The 15,732-nt window shown below is 42.3% G+C and carries 14 protein-coding genes and 1 pseudogene; 8 read left to right on the forward strand and 7 right to left on the reverse strand.

All coding sequences use genetic code 11. The features are described 5' to 3' along the window. The gene (locus LEP1GSC194_RS10415; protein ID WP_017810041.1) at window positions 1-663 is read right to left on the reverse strand and encodes a class I SAM-dependent methyltransferase; all 663 of its coding nucleotides are present in this window, start codon (window positions 661-663) and stop codon (window positions 1-3) included. Between the two features lie 161 nt (window positions 664-824). Between LEP1GSC194_RS10415 and LEP1GSC194_RS10420 the strand changes: the two genes are divergently transcribed. Together LEP1GSC194_RS10420 and LEP1GSC194_RS10425 are read left to right on the forward strand one after the other, a co-directional pair. Next, the gene (locus LEP1GSC194_RS10420) at window positions 825-2,372 is read left to right on the forward strand and encodes a tol-pal system YbgF family protein (protein ID WP_036042205.1); all 1,548 of its coding nucleotides are present in this window, start codon (window positions 825-827) and stop codon (window positions 2,370-2,372) included. Beyond that, window positions 2,369-3,505, forward strand: a complete 1,137-nt coding sequence (locus tag LEP1GSC194_RS10425) for a tetratricopeptide repeat protein (protein WP_020773571.1) — start codon at window positions 2,369-2,371, stop codon at window positions 3,503-3,505. The genes LEP1GSC194_RS10420 and LEP1GSC194_RS10425 overlap by 4 nt, the downstream gene beginning before the upstream one ends. Window positions 3,506-3,520: 15 nt before the next feature. Here LEP1GSC194_RS10425 and LEP1GSC194_RS10430 read toward each other — a convergent pair whose 3' ends face one another. Then, complete coding sequence (locus LEP1GSC194_RS10430) at window positions 3,521-4,489, reverse strand: metalloenzyme domain protein (RefSeq protein ID WP_020773566.1); 969 nt, start codon at window positions 4,487-4,489, stop codon at window positions 3,521-3,523. Window positions 4,490-4,538: 49 nt separating this feature from the next. On the opposite strand from LEP1GSC194_RS10430, the gene LEP1GSC194_RS10435 reads away from it, so the two are divergent. Genes LEP1GSC194_RS10435 through LEP1GSC194_RS10455 form a run of 5 tightly spaced genes read left to right on the forward strand, consistent with a single transcriptional unit; the run spans window position 4,539 to window position 8,802 of the window. Beyond that, complete coding sequence (locus LEP1GSC194_RS10435; RefSeq protein ID WP_020773504.1) at window positions 4,539-5,471, forward strand: hypothetical protein; 933 nt, start codon at window positions 4,539-4,541, stop codon at window positions 5,469-5,471. Then, window positions 5,468-7,573: a hypothetical protein gene (locus tag LEP1GSC194_RS10440; RefSeq protein ID WP_020773517.1), complete on the forward strand. Its 2,106-nt coding sequence runs from the start codon at window positions 5,468-5,470 to the stop codon at window positions 7,571-7,573. Before LEP1GSC194_RS10435 ends, LEP1GSC194_RS10440 begins: the two co-directional genes overlap by 4 nt. A gap of 19 nt (window positions 7,574-7,592) precedes the next feature. After that, entirely contained in the window at window positions 7,593-8,195 is a 603-nt protein-coding gene (locus LEP1GSC194_RS10445) for a hypothetical protein (protein WP_020773489.1), read from the forward strand. Further along, window positions 8,195-8,389, forward strand: a complete 195-nt coding sequence (locus tag LEP1GSC194_RS10450; RefSeq protein ID WP_036042207.1) for a CopG family transcriptional regulator — start codon at window positions 8,195-8,197, stop codon at window positions 8,387-8,389. Before LEP1GSC194_RS10445 ends, LEP1GSC194_RS10450 begins: the two co-directional genes overlap by 1 nt. Next, window positions 8,386-8,802 (forward strand): hypothetical protein, encoded by a 417-nt coding sequence (locus LEP1GSC194_RS10455; protein ID WP_017807767.1) that lies wholly within the window; start codon window positions 8,386-8,388, stop codon window positions 8,800-8,802. Before LEP1GSC194_RS10450 ends, LEP1GSC194_RS10455 begins: the two co-directional genes overlap by 4 nt. Here the strand turns inward: LEP1GSC194_RS10455 and LEP1GSC194_RS10460 are convergent. The 4 genes and pseudogenes from LEP1GSC194_RS10460 to serC form a co-directional block, all read right to left on the reverse strand. Next, a pseudogene (locus LEP1GSC194_RS10460) lies at window positions 8,764-10,550 on the reverse strand (glucanase). The gene LEP1GSC194_RS10455 and the pseudogene LEP1GSC194_RS10460 overlap by 39 nt on opposite strands. A gap of 11 nt (window positions 10,551-10,561) precedes the next feature. Continuing rightward, a complete protein-coding gene (gene rpiB, locus LEP1GSC194_RS10465; protein ID WP_003006736.1) occupies window positions 10,562-10,999 on the reverse strand; it encodes a ribose 5-phosphate isomerase B in 438 nt (145 codons plus the stop codon). A gap of 138 nt (window positions 11,000-11,137) precedes the next feature. Beyond that, on the reverse strand, window positions 11,138-11,737 hold the full coding sequence (locus tag LEP1GSC194_RS10470) for a hypothetical protein (RefSeq protein WP_020773554.1): 600 nt from the start codon (window positions 11,735-11,737) through the stop codon (window positions 11,138-11,140). Next, window positions 11,737-12,828: a 3-phosphoserine/phosphohydroxythreonine transaminase gene (gene serC, locus LEP1GSC194_RS10475; protein ID WP_020773516.1), complete on the reverse strand. Its 1,092-nt coding sequence runs from the start codon at window positions 12,826-12,828 to the stop codon at window positions 11,737-11,739. Before serC ends, LEP1GSC194_RS10470 begins: the two co-directional genes overlap by 1 nt. Window positions 12,829-12,988: 160 nt before the next feature. On the opposite strand from serC, the gene LEP1GSC194_RS10480 reads away from it, so the two are divergent. Further along, on the forward strand, window positions 12,989-14,662 hold the full coding sequence (locus LEP1GSC194_RS10480) for a P83/100 family protein (protein ID WP_036042216.1): 1,674 nt from the start codon (window positions 12,989-12,991) through the stop codon (window positions 14,660-14,662). Window positions 14,663-15,347: 685 nt separating this feature from the next. On the opposite strand, the gene LEP1GSC194_RS10490 is transcribed toward LEP1GSC194_RS10480, so the two are convergent. After that, window positions 15,348-15,732, reverse strand: a 385-nt coding sequence (locus tag LEP1GSC194_RS10490; RefSeq protein WP_036040695.1) for a transposase, incomplete at its 5' end; no start/stop codon positions are given.

Genomic DNA, 15,732 nt, shown 5'->3' on the forward strand with positions numbered 1-15,732 from the left:
CTAAGATCTTATGAATTCTTCCGTCGTGTCCTCTTCTTCTTTAAGATCGTAAAAACTGTACTCGAAATTTTTTCCTGCGACAACTTCCAAGCCGTAAACATATTCGGATATTCTAACATTCTTTACCACGTCGAGATGATACATCTCCGCTAAGAATTTCATTTTATCCAAAGAGATTTTGTCGCTGATCTTAGGCCCGATCGAATATTCATTTTTCATCCAATCTAGAACGATCAACTTGCCCCCTTTTTTTACGGAGCGTATGAGACCGTCCATGGCAAGTCCCGGATCCGGAAATGTCGATAGAACTAAGGATGCAAAAACCGCGTCCGGAGCCGGAATCCATTCCGGTAAAAGGGGATGGTCCGACTTTTCGATGAAGAACGGTGTGAAATTCGAAATCTCGTCTCGATTTTTCCAATGAAGTACTTCGTCGATTAAATCCTGTTGGTATTCCGCTCCCCAGATCCAAGCGTCTTTCGGAAGTTGTTTTTTTAATTCTAAGGTAAAATAACCGAGTCCCATTCCGAAATCGACCAAATTCATTACTTCTTTAAGGCTGAAATGTTTGAATACGACTTCCGGCGGAGTAAGTTCGCGACGTCTGCTGGAAATCAGAAAGCTCTGATATTCCGGGTTTTCGTAATAATCCAGGTCGCTCATAATTCTTACCTGAATTATGTCTAATCCATCGTTTCGGAAATGTCAAACCCGAAATCGCGGTCTTATCGTTTGTCTTACGGATGTTGAGTTCTCCACGAACTCGCGTTAATTAAATAACAAGGTTTGGACTGTCGATAATAAGTACCAAAGACATTCCTTTTATGAAAATTCGCACGCTATTAGTCTTGTTCATAACGTTAGTTTCCTTTCCGGGGGCTCAGGATAACACGTTCAATCAAAATCAGGTGGAAAACTACAGTGTGGCTAATTCCATTCATGCGGAGATTTTAAAGAAGGATGAGAATTCGATTCGGATCTTCTGGGATGCTCCGAAAGAAACCGGTGAAATCATTATCGCTCGTTCTTCCTCTATGATCGATACTCCTGAAAAATGTATGATCGCCGATTCGTTGGGGAAATACCCGAGCGGAATCGCGGGTGGAGTGACTCAGATCTTCGATTATAATCTCAAACCGGGAACTTATTATTACGCGGTCATTTTGGCGCATCACGTTAAAAAGCAGACGATCAAACTGATTCCGGGAAAAAACTTTACGATGATTCCGGTTGTTATCGAACACGCGCTTACTCCGGCGTCTAACTCCGAAAACAAAGTTCCGGAAATTCCGGACGATGCAAGAGTGACCGATCTCACCGTTAAAAAAGAAGGTAAACATCTTCGATTGAATTGGACGCCGTATGAAAAGGCGATTCAGAACGCGACCGTTTACACCGTTTATCGTTCTCCGGAACCCATGTCTTCCTTATCTTTGATGAGAAAAGCGGAAAAACTGACCGAATTGAGTCATCCCGAATCCACATTCTTGGATCAGGATCTGAACAAGTCTCAGACGGTCTATTACGGAATCAGCGTTCGATCCGGTGTGAAAGAAATCTTACCCTTGATAAACGGTCAATCCTTCACCCGATTTTTTTACATAGGCGGGCCGGGTAAAGGCGGTTCCGGAAACATTACAACTCCGGAATATTCGGAAGATGAAATGCGCGTAAAGGATCTTACGGCGGCCGTCGAGGATCTTAACGTAAAACTCGAATGGAAGGCTCCCGAAAGAGCGGATGAAAATACGGTTTACACGATCTACCAAGCTCTCAAACCCTTGAGCGGCGGGACCGCCACCTTTCTCGGAGGTAATGTCCGCAAATTGGGCGAGGTCAATCATCCGGATACGGCGGCGCAGATTCGCATGAAATCCTTGGATTCGAAAATTTATTTCGGAGTTACGGTAAAACATCGGGATAAGGAAGGATTTAATCTTGTTGAAAACGAATCCTTTGTCGCCGTCAATGCGGATAAGGATTCCAAAGTTGAAGGTTCGGAAGAAACTGCACCGAAGGAAAAGGATGAGCAGGAAGAACATTCGATCAATGAGGAAGAACATTCCAAAGACAAACAACAGGAAGAGTTTTCCGGTACCGGCGACGAACTTGATAAAATCTTGATGCAAACTTATTGGAAAAAGGAATTTTCGGACGCGATCCATGATTTGAAACCGTACGTTAAAAACGGAAATTCCGTTTACATAAGGGGTAAGGCGAAATTTTTCACTGGACTCTCCTACTACAAGAAAAGGAATTATAAAGAAGCCCTTAAGTATTTCATCAATAGAGATAGTAAATTTTACAATGCAGAACGCTCGGAGTTTTGGTCGAGGCGTTGTCTGTCTCGGATCTCCGGAGGAAATCCATGAATCGCTCCATCATCTTAATCACTGGTTTTTTATTTATCTGTGCCGGTCTTTTAATCGGAGTTTACCAGACTACGATTAAAGACGAGGATTCCAAACGGACGACGGCTTTGGAAAGAATCAAGGAAGGCGAGGAATACTTAAAACAGACGAACGCCAGCGCCTCCGAAAAAGCGGTCGACATCTTCTCCGAACTTTCCGCGAAAGAAATTCCCGAAGAATATTCTTTCCGAGTGAAATACGATATGGGCAGAGCCTTGGAAAGAAACCAAGACAGCTTGTTGGCGCTTGGAATTTATCGCGAGTTGAATCAGAAAGAAGGTCTTTCCAGAGACGAACGTGCAAAGGTCGCGTACTCGATGGGGAATCTTCTTTTACAACTCAATCGGGACGAGGAAGGAAAAGGTCATCTGGAAGAAGTCCTTAGAATTTCAGCGGACCCAAAACTTCGATCGAACGCGTTATCCGCAATCGCGGACTATTATATGAAGAAAGGGAATTACGATCTTTCCCGCAAAAACTACGTTCTTGCGCTTCAGGAAGATCCCGAAAACGTGAAGGCACGAGTACGCTGGGGAAAATCCTTACGAAGAATGGGTAAAGACTGGTCCTCCTACGACGTCTACGACGACTACGCTCAGGCCGGATTTTACTTTGATCCTGAAAAAGAAAAGGTGGGTTCCGAATTTAGAAACGGAATCCTAGAGAAGGCGAGACAACTCTACGTTCGTAAACAATATCACGGAGCGATCGATACTTTCAAAAAAGCTCTTGATATGGGAATCGGTCCTAAAGCGGAAGAACAGGCTTTGTTTTATATTGCCGAAAGTTACGAAGCGATCGGCAAATCAGATTCTTCCCTTCAATATTTAAATCGAGTTTTGGAAAACCAAGACGGTTCTTTGGATCAAACGGCCCTTTTCCGAAAAGGAACGATCTATTTCAAAAGCGGAAAATACGAAAAGGCGGCCGCCTTATTCCAAGAAGCTACGGATAAATATCCGGATTCTTCCGTAGGAAGAAAAGCGAGCGCTTGGAAAAAAGAATCCTTGGATCAAGTGGAGGATAATCTTCACTATAAAAATTCCGATAAGGAAAAAAGTAAGGAAGATCTGGAATCCGAAAAAGTCGATTGAGAATATTCTGAAATTCTAAGATTCCGTTTTTATAAACTCTTCGTCTTTGAGTTCGATTTGAATTCCGAGGACTTCGTAGATCGCGATCGGAATGTCCACGATCGAGCGGATCTTTTTTTTCATCGTCTGCGTATATTTTCCGTAAAGAACCGTGGGAACCTGATTGAGTGTATGAACGTCCACACTCAAGTTTTCCAGGTTTCCGTGATCGGAAGTTACGATCAATTGATCCTCTTCCGGATTCAATTCTTCTAATATTCCCGTCAGAAATGCCTCCAGTTCTCCGATATATTTTTCGGCCGCTTCCCAGTTCATCTTATGACCGATCTTGTCCGTTAGAAAAAACTCATAAATACAAAGAGCGTAATCGTCTTTTTTGCAATTGCGGATGATGGACTTTCCGGTTTCGTACGGATCTCGGATTTGAAACAATTCGTCGGATTCGTCCAAATAACCCCTGGAAAATTCTTTCAGATATTCATGGGTGATGTCCATATAAAGACCTTTACCCTGACGAAGATCGTCCATTCCTTTGAGGGGTTTATCGCTCGCCATTTGAATTAAAGTGGACGCCGAAACGTGGCGCGGATTTTTTTTTACGTGTTCCGCAAAGGCCGGAGTATAACAATTTAAAAGATCCGCTTTAAAACCGTGTTCTTCCAAAACTCGAAGGATGGAATATTTACTGATGATTTTTTTGAGAGTAAAGGTGGGAAATCCGCTTAGATGTCTTTGCAGTACCTTACAAGCGTTGATTCCCGTCCAAAGAGAAGTCTGACCGGTAGCGCTTTGAGGAAGACCTTTGATTCCCATACTCGCGTCCGTTTTTAGAAAGACGGCGTCCTTGAGAGAAGGCGGAGCGTTTTCCGGAATCGGTTTTCCTGCGAGAGGAAGAAAGAACGACTTCGCGTATCTGGAAAACGGATTCGTTTCCGGATCATCGGGTCCGAATCCGATTCCGTCGATAAACATATAAAAAATCATAGCGGTTTTCTTCTCTCAGGTTAGACCAAAAGGACCGATACTAAAAACAGTGACGTCCAACTTTTACAGTAAAATCACCTTTGTCCTAACGCTGATTCTATTAGGGCTGATTCCCGTTTCCATCCCTTTTTTTAAGGAGGAATGGAAAGAGTCTTGTATGAAGTTTCCGTTAAACCCCGCCGGTAACGAAGGATTTTTAAGGCGGGATGTTTTTTTAAAGGTTTGGTCCGAAGCCAGAAAGGCTCCTCTTTTCGAAACGGGTTCCAAGATAGAATATACGATTCGAAATTTTTTTCTTCCCAAACAAGCGAAGGAACTCGGCGAAAGTTTGCTGAAGAATTTGGAACTGAGATCGATCAAGATATACGATTCGTCGTACCGTCTCGTGTATTCCAGCGAAGAGACGAAGGAGATTTTTAACGGAGATCTCCGCTTAGGCGACTTGAAAGTTTTACCTTCCGGAATCAACTTTGACAACTCCGGAATTCCTATCTACCGAAGTAAGGACGGCGAATGGTTCCTATGGATGAACGGTTTTGAATTGGGAAAACACATGTCGCTTCCGTTTAATATCAGGGACAAACAGGTTTATTGGATTTTTGAATCCGGAAAAATCGGGAACGATTCCTTAATCGGTTCGAACGATCTTAGATCGCTCGACTATCCGGACAATTTGGAAGAAATATTAGCGGAATTTAATAAACCTACGATCGGTTGGAAGGATCGTCCTCTTTGGGAAAAAAATAAAATCGGGAATCATACCATTTTTCTTTCCTACGATAAGGGATCCAGATTGGAACAGTCGTTTCGGATTTTCGTGTTTCTGTCCTTTTTGCTCGGAGCCTGCGGGTTGGGAATCATCTCCTCCACTTTGGTTCATTCGATCGTCGTAGAGAAGGAATTCGATCATAAGGAGAAGGTTCTCAGATTGAGGGACGTTTTCCTGAGGTTAATACTTCTTTTAAAAAGGGATTTGTCATGACCGGACTCAAATTAAGAATCGCGATTTTAATTTTATCGGCTCTTTCCTTTTTTTATTATATTTTAGCGCCGTATTTTCCGGACGGAGTATATTATAAATATCGAATGAATTCCGTGTTTACGAATTTGAACGAGGAATTTCGTCGTCTTGAAATCGGATTAGGCCGGATACACTCGCCGTCGGAATTGGAAAATTTACAGTTGGAATTTCCGATCGTCTCCGGTTTGAAGTTCGTTACGGAATCGGATCTCGTTTCTCGCAAAGACGCGGAAGGAAAACTTCTTGAGGAAACGTTGAAAGAAGGAACAAGTCGTTTATTTTCCTTAAAACCTTCTTTGGTATTTTGCCTTCCCGATCCTAAGGAAAAGAAATTGATTCTCGCGGAACTCAGAGAGGATTTGTTTCGTGTCTCTTTTTCCGGAACCGAATCCATATTGATCCCCGATTTGAAATTCGGAGGTTATGTGGAACCGGGAAAACAATCTTACGGTTTGAACAGGGGTCGGATTTCTTCTCTGTTAGTCGACGAAGTGAACCGATCCAGAAGCCCGGTCAATCGGGTTCAAATCGGTTCCGTTTCGTTTATCGGATATTATTATGCGACACCCGAAAATTCTTACGGTTTCTTAAAGGGAATTCTCGTTTTAAAACCCGGAAACGACGGACTTTTTTTCTTATTCCTTTCGGGGTTTCTCGCTATATTATTCTTGATCGATCTGATGATTCGAATCTTAAGAATCAAACGGAATTTTTTTACGAATCGGGAAGGAAAAGAAATTCAGGAGATCGTAGGAAGGATCTCGAAGGGAATCGCCGCGCTCCAAACCGCCAAACAAAATGCAATGGAGTCGGCGCAAAAGGTCAAAGTAGAAGAAATACAAACCTTAACCTCCGAAGAAGTGGACTTCGATTTAAAAAGCTCTCCGATCAGTATGAAGGAAGTAAAACGGGAAGACGGTCCTTCCATCTTCGTCCTTCCTTTCGAACTGAAAAAAGAAGGTTATGTTTCCCCCGCGTTTTTAAGGGATCCGCAAAAGTTCAAAGCCCAAACGCCGATTCCGCCCGAGATCGAAAAAAAACGTTCCGAAATTTTTACTTCCGAATTGGAGAGTTTGATTTCCAAGGTGAACGAACCTACTCGCGAAAAACCCGATACGCCTGCGGACAAACCGCATTCCGAACCGGAACCGATTCGTTCTTCCCATCGTTCGGAGTTGGGTCCGGGTTATATGAAATGGCTGAACACCCTTCAAATTCGGGACAGAAGAAAAATTCTGGAAGTTTTGGACGAACTCGGTTACGGGTTGGAATCCGAATATTCGTTTATTCTAAAATACTACATATCCGTATTTTCCGGTCTCAAACTTTTCGGTTTTTCGATTCACTACTACGACAGAAGAAACGGTAGTTATAATCCTTTTGTGACGTACGGACTCAAAGACCGCACTACGGCAAATATGATTTTTCTCTACGACGATCAATACATCGGAAAAGAGTCGGGAAAATATTCTCTCATTGAAATCACGGACGAAAGAAAGTCGGATCGTTTTTTTCGAAAGAAGTTCGATCCGATTGATTTGGAATCCTGCATTTCCATTCTTACCATTCCTTTGTCCAACTTCGGAATTCCGTTTCGATTCTTCTTGTTTTTCAAAGATCCGCCTACGGAAGAACACGCTCAGGAAATCGAAAACATAATCTTTCATTCTTTGGAACCCGTGGTTCCCGCTTTCGAGGAATACGATCGAAAGATTTTAGGCGAATTGTTCCGAGATAAACGGGACGTCGTTTCTTCCCGAATTCACTTGATGAGAATCGCGACCGACGGCGAAAGAGGACTTACGAAGTCTTTTCGAATCGAATTTCACGGAAAGGAATTCAATAAACTTGAGTCGCTTCGTAAAAAAGTAATGTCGCAAATTTCCGAAATCATCGGTCCCGAGGATATATGTTTCGTAATCGGCGTCGGAGCGTTCGGTTTGTACACGAAAAAGGATTTGGAAGAGCAAGTCCGTTCTTTGACGGATCAAACCGGAAACGCGTACGATTTTATAGTGGACGTTTTTCCGGAAAACGGAAAGAATCTTTTCACATATCTGTAAGTTTCTTTCCGATCCGGTCATGGTTCCAATTCGTTTATCAATTCTGTTTTTGTTCTTAACGTTTTTCTGTTTTTCGATTTTTGCAAACGAAGAAAACCGAAAGGAATGGAACCGCGCGGTTAAAGAAAAAATTCTCAAGATGAACGAAGCCAAGGAGGAGACCGAGTCGATTCCTTACCTTCAAAAGTTCGTGGAAAAAAATCCCGCGGACCTTACGGTTAAACTCTGGTATGCCCGAGCCTTGTTCTATCGTAAGGATTTGGAAATTCCCGGATACTCGGAAGACGTTTTTTCCAGAATGGAAAAACTCAAAAAAATCAAGGAGAATTATCTTCTTGCGGCAAAAACGTTCGAGGAAGTTTTAGAATATCTTTCTCAAGCGACTCCGAGAGATCCCGATCTCGGTAAATGGCATTTTATATGGGCGATGTCCGAATGGTACGCCGGAAGAGAAGACAGGGCGATTCAGATTTTTAAGAAATCCTTTAAATACGATTTTAGACTGAACGAAGCGAACTACAATATCGCCTGTATCTATCAAACCCTGGGTCAATTGAAGGACGCGGATATTTATTTTAGAATATATCTTAAGAACGATAAGGAAATGAGAGAAGAAAACTGATGGCAAGAGTCGATAAACGATTCCAGCTCCTTATGACGGAGGAAGAACTCGAACTTCTCAAAAACGAAGCCGAAAAAAGAAATCTATCGGCGGGTGAAATGTTACGATTGTCTTTCAGAAACGAAGTGTATCGATCCGATTCTTACGAAAGATTGGAAGCGCTCCGAGTTCTCGTAAACTTAAAAGAAGAATGAAATACTATCTCTCCCAATCCTTATTGGAAACTCTTGTTCAAGGCCCTTCCGATTTAAAAACGATCGTTTCGGGTTCGATCGAAAGATTGATCAAAGAACAACATCTGTTTTATACCGGCACGATCTCCGTTCTTCCTTTGTTGGAAAAAGAAAAGGATCCTATCAAACGAGAGATCCTTTGGAATCAGACAAAACGGCTTTGTTTGGATGTCCTTGATTTTAAATCCGAAAACCTTTCCTTGGCGCAAAAGTTTTCCAAAGAATTCGGAGCCGTTGAATGGGTTTGGAACGAAATTTCGATCGCGATCGAAAAGGATTTGGACGGTTTTATCACCGTGGATAAAAATCTTCCGGATCAAAAGATGATCAAAATCTTACTCGCTCAGGAAATAAACTTCGACGGGATCGCTTAAGGCGGATACTTGATCTTTTCCGGTTTGAAAATGATAGAATTTATTGTAAGCGCTGATTCTGAAAAAGTAAGTCGTTCCTTTTTTTAAGAACAACTGATTCTTTTCCAAAAGATTTTCCGAATTCAGGGAAATGATCCTATTATCGATGCAAGTCGAAAGTTTATTATAATATTCTTGAATATGGCTTGTGTTCTTTCCCGGAGGAAGTCCCGTGATCGGATCGAGATAATCCGAAGCCGGATGTTTCGGACGATTCTTTTTATTCGGCATTCCTTCCGACTCGGCGAAAGTTCCACGAACGATTCCCACCATTCTATCGGGATGAATTCCGTAATGAATGAAATAACCTCCCCCGTTGATGACATCCCTTTCCGGATTGGACTTCCAGTTCAAACAGACGCTCGGTCCGTTATCGTCCACTGAATTTTCCGTTACTTTTAAACCGAGAGGACGTACGGGAGGATCGGTTTCTCGGAACGTCAGGGATATATTTTTTAATTCGGGGGTTCGATTTCCGCTCGGATCGGATTTAAGTTTGATTCTCCATTGATAGTATCGAAACGGGAGAAGGTCTTCTTTGTTTTCCGAAATCCCCAAAAATTTCTTTAAGGAACTTTTCAAGGGAATTCTATACGTATCCGGTTCGAGAGAATCTACTTTATAATTTTCTAATTTTCTTAAGTCTACGCCGATCCATGTCGGCGTTTCGGAGCCGGGTGTAAACGGGGTCGGGGACGCTCTGAAGTACAGCTCCATCGCCGAAGAGGTCGGAAGTACGGCTTTGAGTTGAACTTCATCCAGAAAAGAACTCGAATACTTGCTCTTATAAACGGGCGAAAATCCTGTTCCGAACTTGGATTCCGAAGTGTGCGTTTTCGGATCAAAGTTTTGGCCGGGAAAGGACGTATCTTCCGAACTCGGGTTCGGTTTTCCTTGAAAGACCGAAAAATTTTCCATCCAGCCGTAATACGAACTTGCGATACGAAACGAAGTCGTATCGTCGGGATGAAATCCGATACGAGTCAAATTTTGATTGGCCGGAATTGCGCCCCTTGCGGATTCCTTTCCGTTGAGATAAAGTACGATTTCTCTTTCGGATGGATTGAAATGAAGAAGAACTCGGTTCCACTGATTTTTTTTCAGGGTCGTGTTCGAAGTCAGAAACAAAGAAAGAAAACGTTTTTCCTCCGTTTCAAAAAAGGAATAAAATCCCGCCTTGAGTCGATCGTTGGCGATTTTTAAATCCCAGCCGTAACTGTTTCCGTAAGTTTCATAGCGTTTGGAAATGAGAGTCGCGTCTTTTTCGACCGTTCCCGGAAGAAAACTGAAGCCGATGTAAAATTCTTTCGTTAGATCTTTGGAAGTCAAAAGACCCGAGTTGGAATGTGCGATTTTGATTCCGGTGCGTTTTCCGGAAAAACGCGCGCTCCTGCTAGAATGAAACACGTTTTCGGAATCGGGTAAATACGAAGACATAAGAACTTTATAATTTCCTGATGAATCCTTTAGGTCGGAGGGATTCCCAGATTCGAAATTCAAATAAAGATCGGCGCCGAGACTTCGATTTCGAGTTTGCAGTTTAAGGGTTTTGTTATCTCCGTTCTTACCAGAGAGTTCGAGTCCGTTTTTTTGTAAGTCGCCTAACGGAAGAACTTTGGTTTCCGAAAAAAAGGAATGGGTAAAATGAAAAAAAATAAAACGATCGGAAGGAAGGCGATTTTGATTTTAGAATTTGAAATCGATCCCATCCGATTTTTTGTTAAGAATTTAAGGTTTCGAGTTGGTTGACTCTTCTTTCGTGACGTCCGCCTTCGAAAGAGGTATTTACCCAAGTGCGAACGATGTTGAGAGCCAATTCCTTACCGATGATTCTTCCGCCCAAAACGAGAACGTTTGCGTTATTATGGCGTTTGGACATTTCCGCGGTAAATTGATCGTGGCAAAGCGCGGCGCGGATTCCGCTCATACGATTTGCGGCGATGGAAGCTCCGATTCCGGTTCCACAAAGGGCGATCAATCCTTCCACTTCTTTGGAAAGAACTTTTTTACAAGCTTGCGAGATGATGATCGGATAATCCACGGAGGTTTCGTCCTTGGTTCCGTAATCCACGATTTCCAATTCTCCGGAGAGAGAATTGCGAAGAAATTCCTTGAGTTCAAAGCCTCCGTGATCCGAGGCGATTCCGATTTTTTTCATGACCTAATATTGGTTATGTTTCGACCGATTTAGGTTTCAAGCAAATAATTCTTTCCATGTTTAATTCTACCTAATCTAGAAGCGAGATGGATATAGCGCAAGCGACGGCTCTTCACACTAACAAAGATCCAAGTCGATTTAAAGAATGGAATCTCGAAACGTTTTAGGCATTGCGTCCCAAAATTCGACTTGAAGCAGGAATAACGAAAGATAGACCATTGAAAAATTTTCTTCGGAGATCTTTTCTCCTTTGAGTGCAAAGCCGGTTGCGTCGTTGAGTCGGGTCAAAAGCTCCTTCTTTTGTTTGAGGTGTGTCGTAAGGAGTTCCCATTCGATCGAGTTTAAGGATCTTGTCTTTTCATCCGAAAGAATGTAATTTTCATAATAAGAATTCAGTTCCGCGTATATGAAAAGGTAGCGGTTCCAATCCAGAAGAAGTTTTGTATAATCTTCTTCCGATAAATTCTTACTTTGGATACAAACGATCGATTGAGATCTGGATTTTCCTTCCTTGTATGCGATCGTTTCCGCGATTCTTTTTTTCTCCTCCAAAGGAAGAGCGGACTTGAATAAGTTCGAGAGTTCGGAAGAAGCGACCTCGTTTGTAAAACAATCCCGAACCGGAGTTTGTGTATTAAAATTCAATCCGGAGGCAAAAGGACCTCCCGATGCAAGGACGACTAACGTAACCGCCGGGATCAAAATTTGAAAAATCTTTTTAAAGGACGAAGGTTTCATCAAACTTTGGATTCAAAATCCTTCATAAAGGAAACGAGCTTTTGAACTCCCGCCAGAGGCATGGAATTGTAGATCGAAGCTCTGAACCCTCCCACCAGCCTATGTCCGCCTAAACCGTGTAAGCCGTTCTTTTCCGCCTCGTCCAAAAACTTAGAATCCAAATTTTTATCCTTGAGTAAAAATACCGCGTTCATCTTGGAACGGGCTCTTTTTTGAACCGGGCAGGTATATAAGGAAGAAGAATCGATAAAGTCGTAGATCAACTTCGCTTTTTGTTCGTTGATCTTTTCGATCGTTTCGATTCCGCCTAACTTTAAAAGCCACTCGAACACGAGTTTGGCGATATAAATGGAATACGTGGAAGGAGTGTTGTAAAGGGATTGGTTTTTTACCATCACGGAATAGTCCAATAGAACCGGAATTTTTCTTCCTGAAATTCCGAGCAGATCGTTTCGGATGATCGCAAGGCTGAGCCCGGAAGGTCCGATGTTTTTCTGCGCGCCCGCAAAGATGACTCCGAAATCCTTCACGTCGATCTTACGGGACAAAAGTTCGCTCGTCATATCGGCTACGAGAGGGACGCGTTTGATTTTGGGAATCTCGGGATACTGAGTTCCGTAAATCGTGTTGTTGGAAGTGATATGAAGATACTTTCCTCTTCCGGAAAGATTCGAGTCGGTTAGAACGGGAGTATCCGTGAAATGATTGTCCGTCGCATCGTGGATAACGTTGACTTCGTTGAACTTAAGACCTTCTTCCCAAGCTTTTTTCGTCCAGATTCCAGTGTGTGCGATGTCGAAACTTTCCCCTTCTTTGAGAAGATTGAGAGGAAGTGCGGAGAAGTGTAACGTGGCTCCTCCCGAAAAGAATGCGATCGAGTAATCGTCTCCGAGATTGAGAAGTTTGCGTAAAAGGATTTCCGCTTCCTTGATTACGTCTTCAAAAAGGGGTTCTCTATGACTGACCTCCATAATGGACATTCCGGAACCCTTATAGTTCAAAAATTCAGCCGCTGCGATTTCCATCACTTCGTTAGGGAGCATAGCAGGCCCGGCGCCGAAATTATAAATTCTTTCCTGGAACAAATACATAAGGATAGGGTTGCAGAAGGGAGGCTGGGGATCAACTTTCTTCCGACAAAGAAAACTCGGGATCGGGAAAAATCCTTGTCTCAATAGAATGCTTAAGGATAACCTATTCCCGGGTCAAACGACTCTTTCTCTTCGGGAGAATAAAAAGGAGAATTTTAGAATGTTCAGAATCTGGATCGCGTTCGTATGTTTCGGTTTTTCTTTATCGTTATTTTCTCAGGATAATTCCAAACTCGGAGAAAAAGAAGTTAGGTCTTCTCAGAAAGTTCGCTTTATCAATCGATCTTCCGAGAGAGCCGGGGAGGAAGTTCGAGGAACCAACGAGAAAGTCGGTTTGAGTCTTGCGGACATTCTGAAAAAGGAACCCGATAAAACTCATACTCAAGGCGCAATCAGCGTAACTAGAATCGCTCCCGAAGAAAAAAAATTCGGAGCGGACGTCTTTTCGATTTTGGAAGATTCCGATTACGGACATATCAATTCGATTCAGAGAATTCTGTCGGGTTTTGTAAAATCCAACTTCGGTTATGACGATAAGAATTCGGACATTCTCGCCACTTATATCTTGTATTACAATGCCATTCATAGAAAGGATAAGGGTTATGTCGGAAAGAAATATTCCAATTCCGTAATTAAGTTCGTAAGCCACAATTCCATCGGAATTTCCAAACGTTATTCCGAATGGCCCGGAAAAACCCAGATTCTGATTCCTCTCGTAGAAGACGTTCTCGGTAAGGACGTTCATACGGACGAATTGGAAGACGAGGTGAATAAGGAGCTGGATAAGAAAAAAGAAGGGGAAGGTGAAAAGGATAAGTTCAGCGACCTTCAGAACGAAAAGAACAAGAAAGAATTGGAAGAAGTTAAACGCAGAAAAGAAGAGAATCAAAACAAACAAAAAGAAATTTCCGATAAGGAAACGAAAACCGATAAAGAACTTCAAGATCTGAACAAAGACCCCGTAAAAAATAAAACTCAGATAGCGGAAAAGAAAAAAGAAAAAGAGCAGATCCAAAAAGAAAAGGAAACCGCCAAGAAAGAAGAGCAGAAGTTAAAGGAAAAAGAAAAGGAAGTCGTTAAAAAAGACGAAGAAAGAAAAAATAATAAAACCGGTTCTTCGGGTTCTTCCGGCTCCTCAAATTCCTCTAAATCCGATTCTAAGAGCGACGGTAATAAGTCCGGGAGCGATAGCAAATCCTCTTCGGACGACAAAAAATCGGAAGCGGAGTTGAAAAAAGAACTCGCAGACACGAAGAAAGAATTGGAAACCAAAAAAGAGGAAGAAAAGAAAAAAGAAGAATTCGATAAGAACGTGGTCGGTGGAAAAATTCTTTTCTTAAAAACCCTGAAATACCTGGATAAGGGACATTATAACAACGAACTTCAGGTTTTGGATCCTACCAAAGACGACACGATTGTTAGAGGAGACTTCAACAAGATCTGCGGTAGAACTTTCGAGATCGTGGACGGAAAAGCTCTCGTGATCGGTTTTGAAGACGGTCACTCTTCCAATCATAAGTTGATTTTGATCGATCAGGAAACTTTGAAGCCGACGATTTCCGCCGAAGATAATATTTTCTGGAGATCTCCTATGATCGTTAAAGGCGACGAGATTTATGCCTTTGAGGAAGTTGAGGAAAAATATTATCTTTCCCGTTTCGGTAAAGATCTTAAAAAACAAGCCAAGTCTTCCGAGGAAATCAGCCCGAATTCGAACGTCACTTTTTACGGTGAAAAAATCTATGTTACCGGTAAGGAAGAAAGTTCGGGTAGCGTTCAGATTACGGTCTTTAACAAGGCGGATCTGAAACTGATCAAGAAAATCAAACCGTAGTTATCGTTCCGGCCAAACCGTCGGTTTTAAAATGAGATTTGCCGCCGAATTGAAATCTCGGCGGTGGGCTTTCCACCATAACCAACCCCAAAAGTTGAGAAGGATTTTGGAAGAAGAAGGATCAAAAACGCACGTTTCAAGTAGCGAGCGGTTAGGTTTTAGGACTTTACAAGGACTTTACATATATACAATAAAACGTAAGTGTTCCGACAAGAATGGAGCTTTTTACTTGCAAAAAGTATGATTTTCTGATAGAGAATAACTTTCCGAGCCGTTCCATCTCTCTAGAAACATTCAAATGGATCGATTCGAAAGAACAGTCCTCACGACACAAGGCGACGGTTTCTGTGGGAACTCCTGCAAACTTTCTCCACGAATTTACGTTTCTTAAGTTTTGGGATAAACTCTGATATGGCGCACCCAACCGAGCCGTAAATATTTTTTCGCATTTTTATCATCAAATAGTTTAACTCGTTAGAGAAAAGCATTCGCGACGATTGATCAGACTGATATTCGCGGGTTGGATACCGCAGGATAATCTATACATCGGGAGCTGTTCTTAGTCTAAAAACGAAGGTCAAATTTGAAATTCAAATTTGCTTCAACACTGAGTCAACAAGTATTCCTCCTTTATCGTACATCTTCTCTAACGAATAAAACCATTTGATGAAACATTATTCTAACTCTAAGCTACTAGATTCATCGCTGCCCAAAGAAAACCGGATAGCTCTCGTGAGACTGCCGTTATCATTACTTGAGGTGTTTTTCCTCTTTGCTGCATATTACGAAACTTCTTGTGTAATCTTAAGGAAGCTTTTTCTGCTAAAGCAACGACTAACGCAGGTTGTCCGACCCTCCTTGCAGTTACGATCTTACTACCTGTTCCGGGAAAGCGATGCTGCCAAGCAGCTTCCGTCAAAATCCTTCTAAGTCTGGGACTTCCCGTTTTTGTAATCCCCGTTTGTTTTCTTTTGGAACCGCTGGAATATTCTCCAGGAACCAGCCCAAGAAAGCTCATGAAAGAACCGGCTGTTTTAAATCTCTTAAAGTCACATACCTCACAAAGTAAA

Origin of the sequence: Leptospira alstonii serovar Sichuan str. 79601 (genome assembly GCF_000347175.1) — a bacterium.
GTDB lineage: Bacteria > Spirochaetota > Leptospiria > Leptospirales > Leptospiraceae > Leptospira > Leptospira alstonii.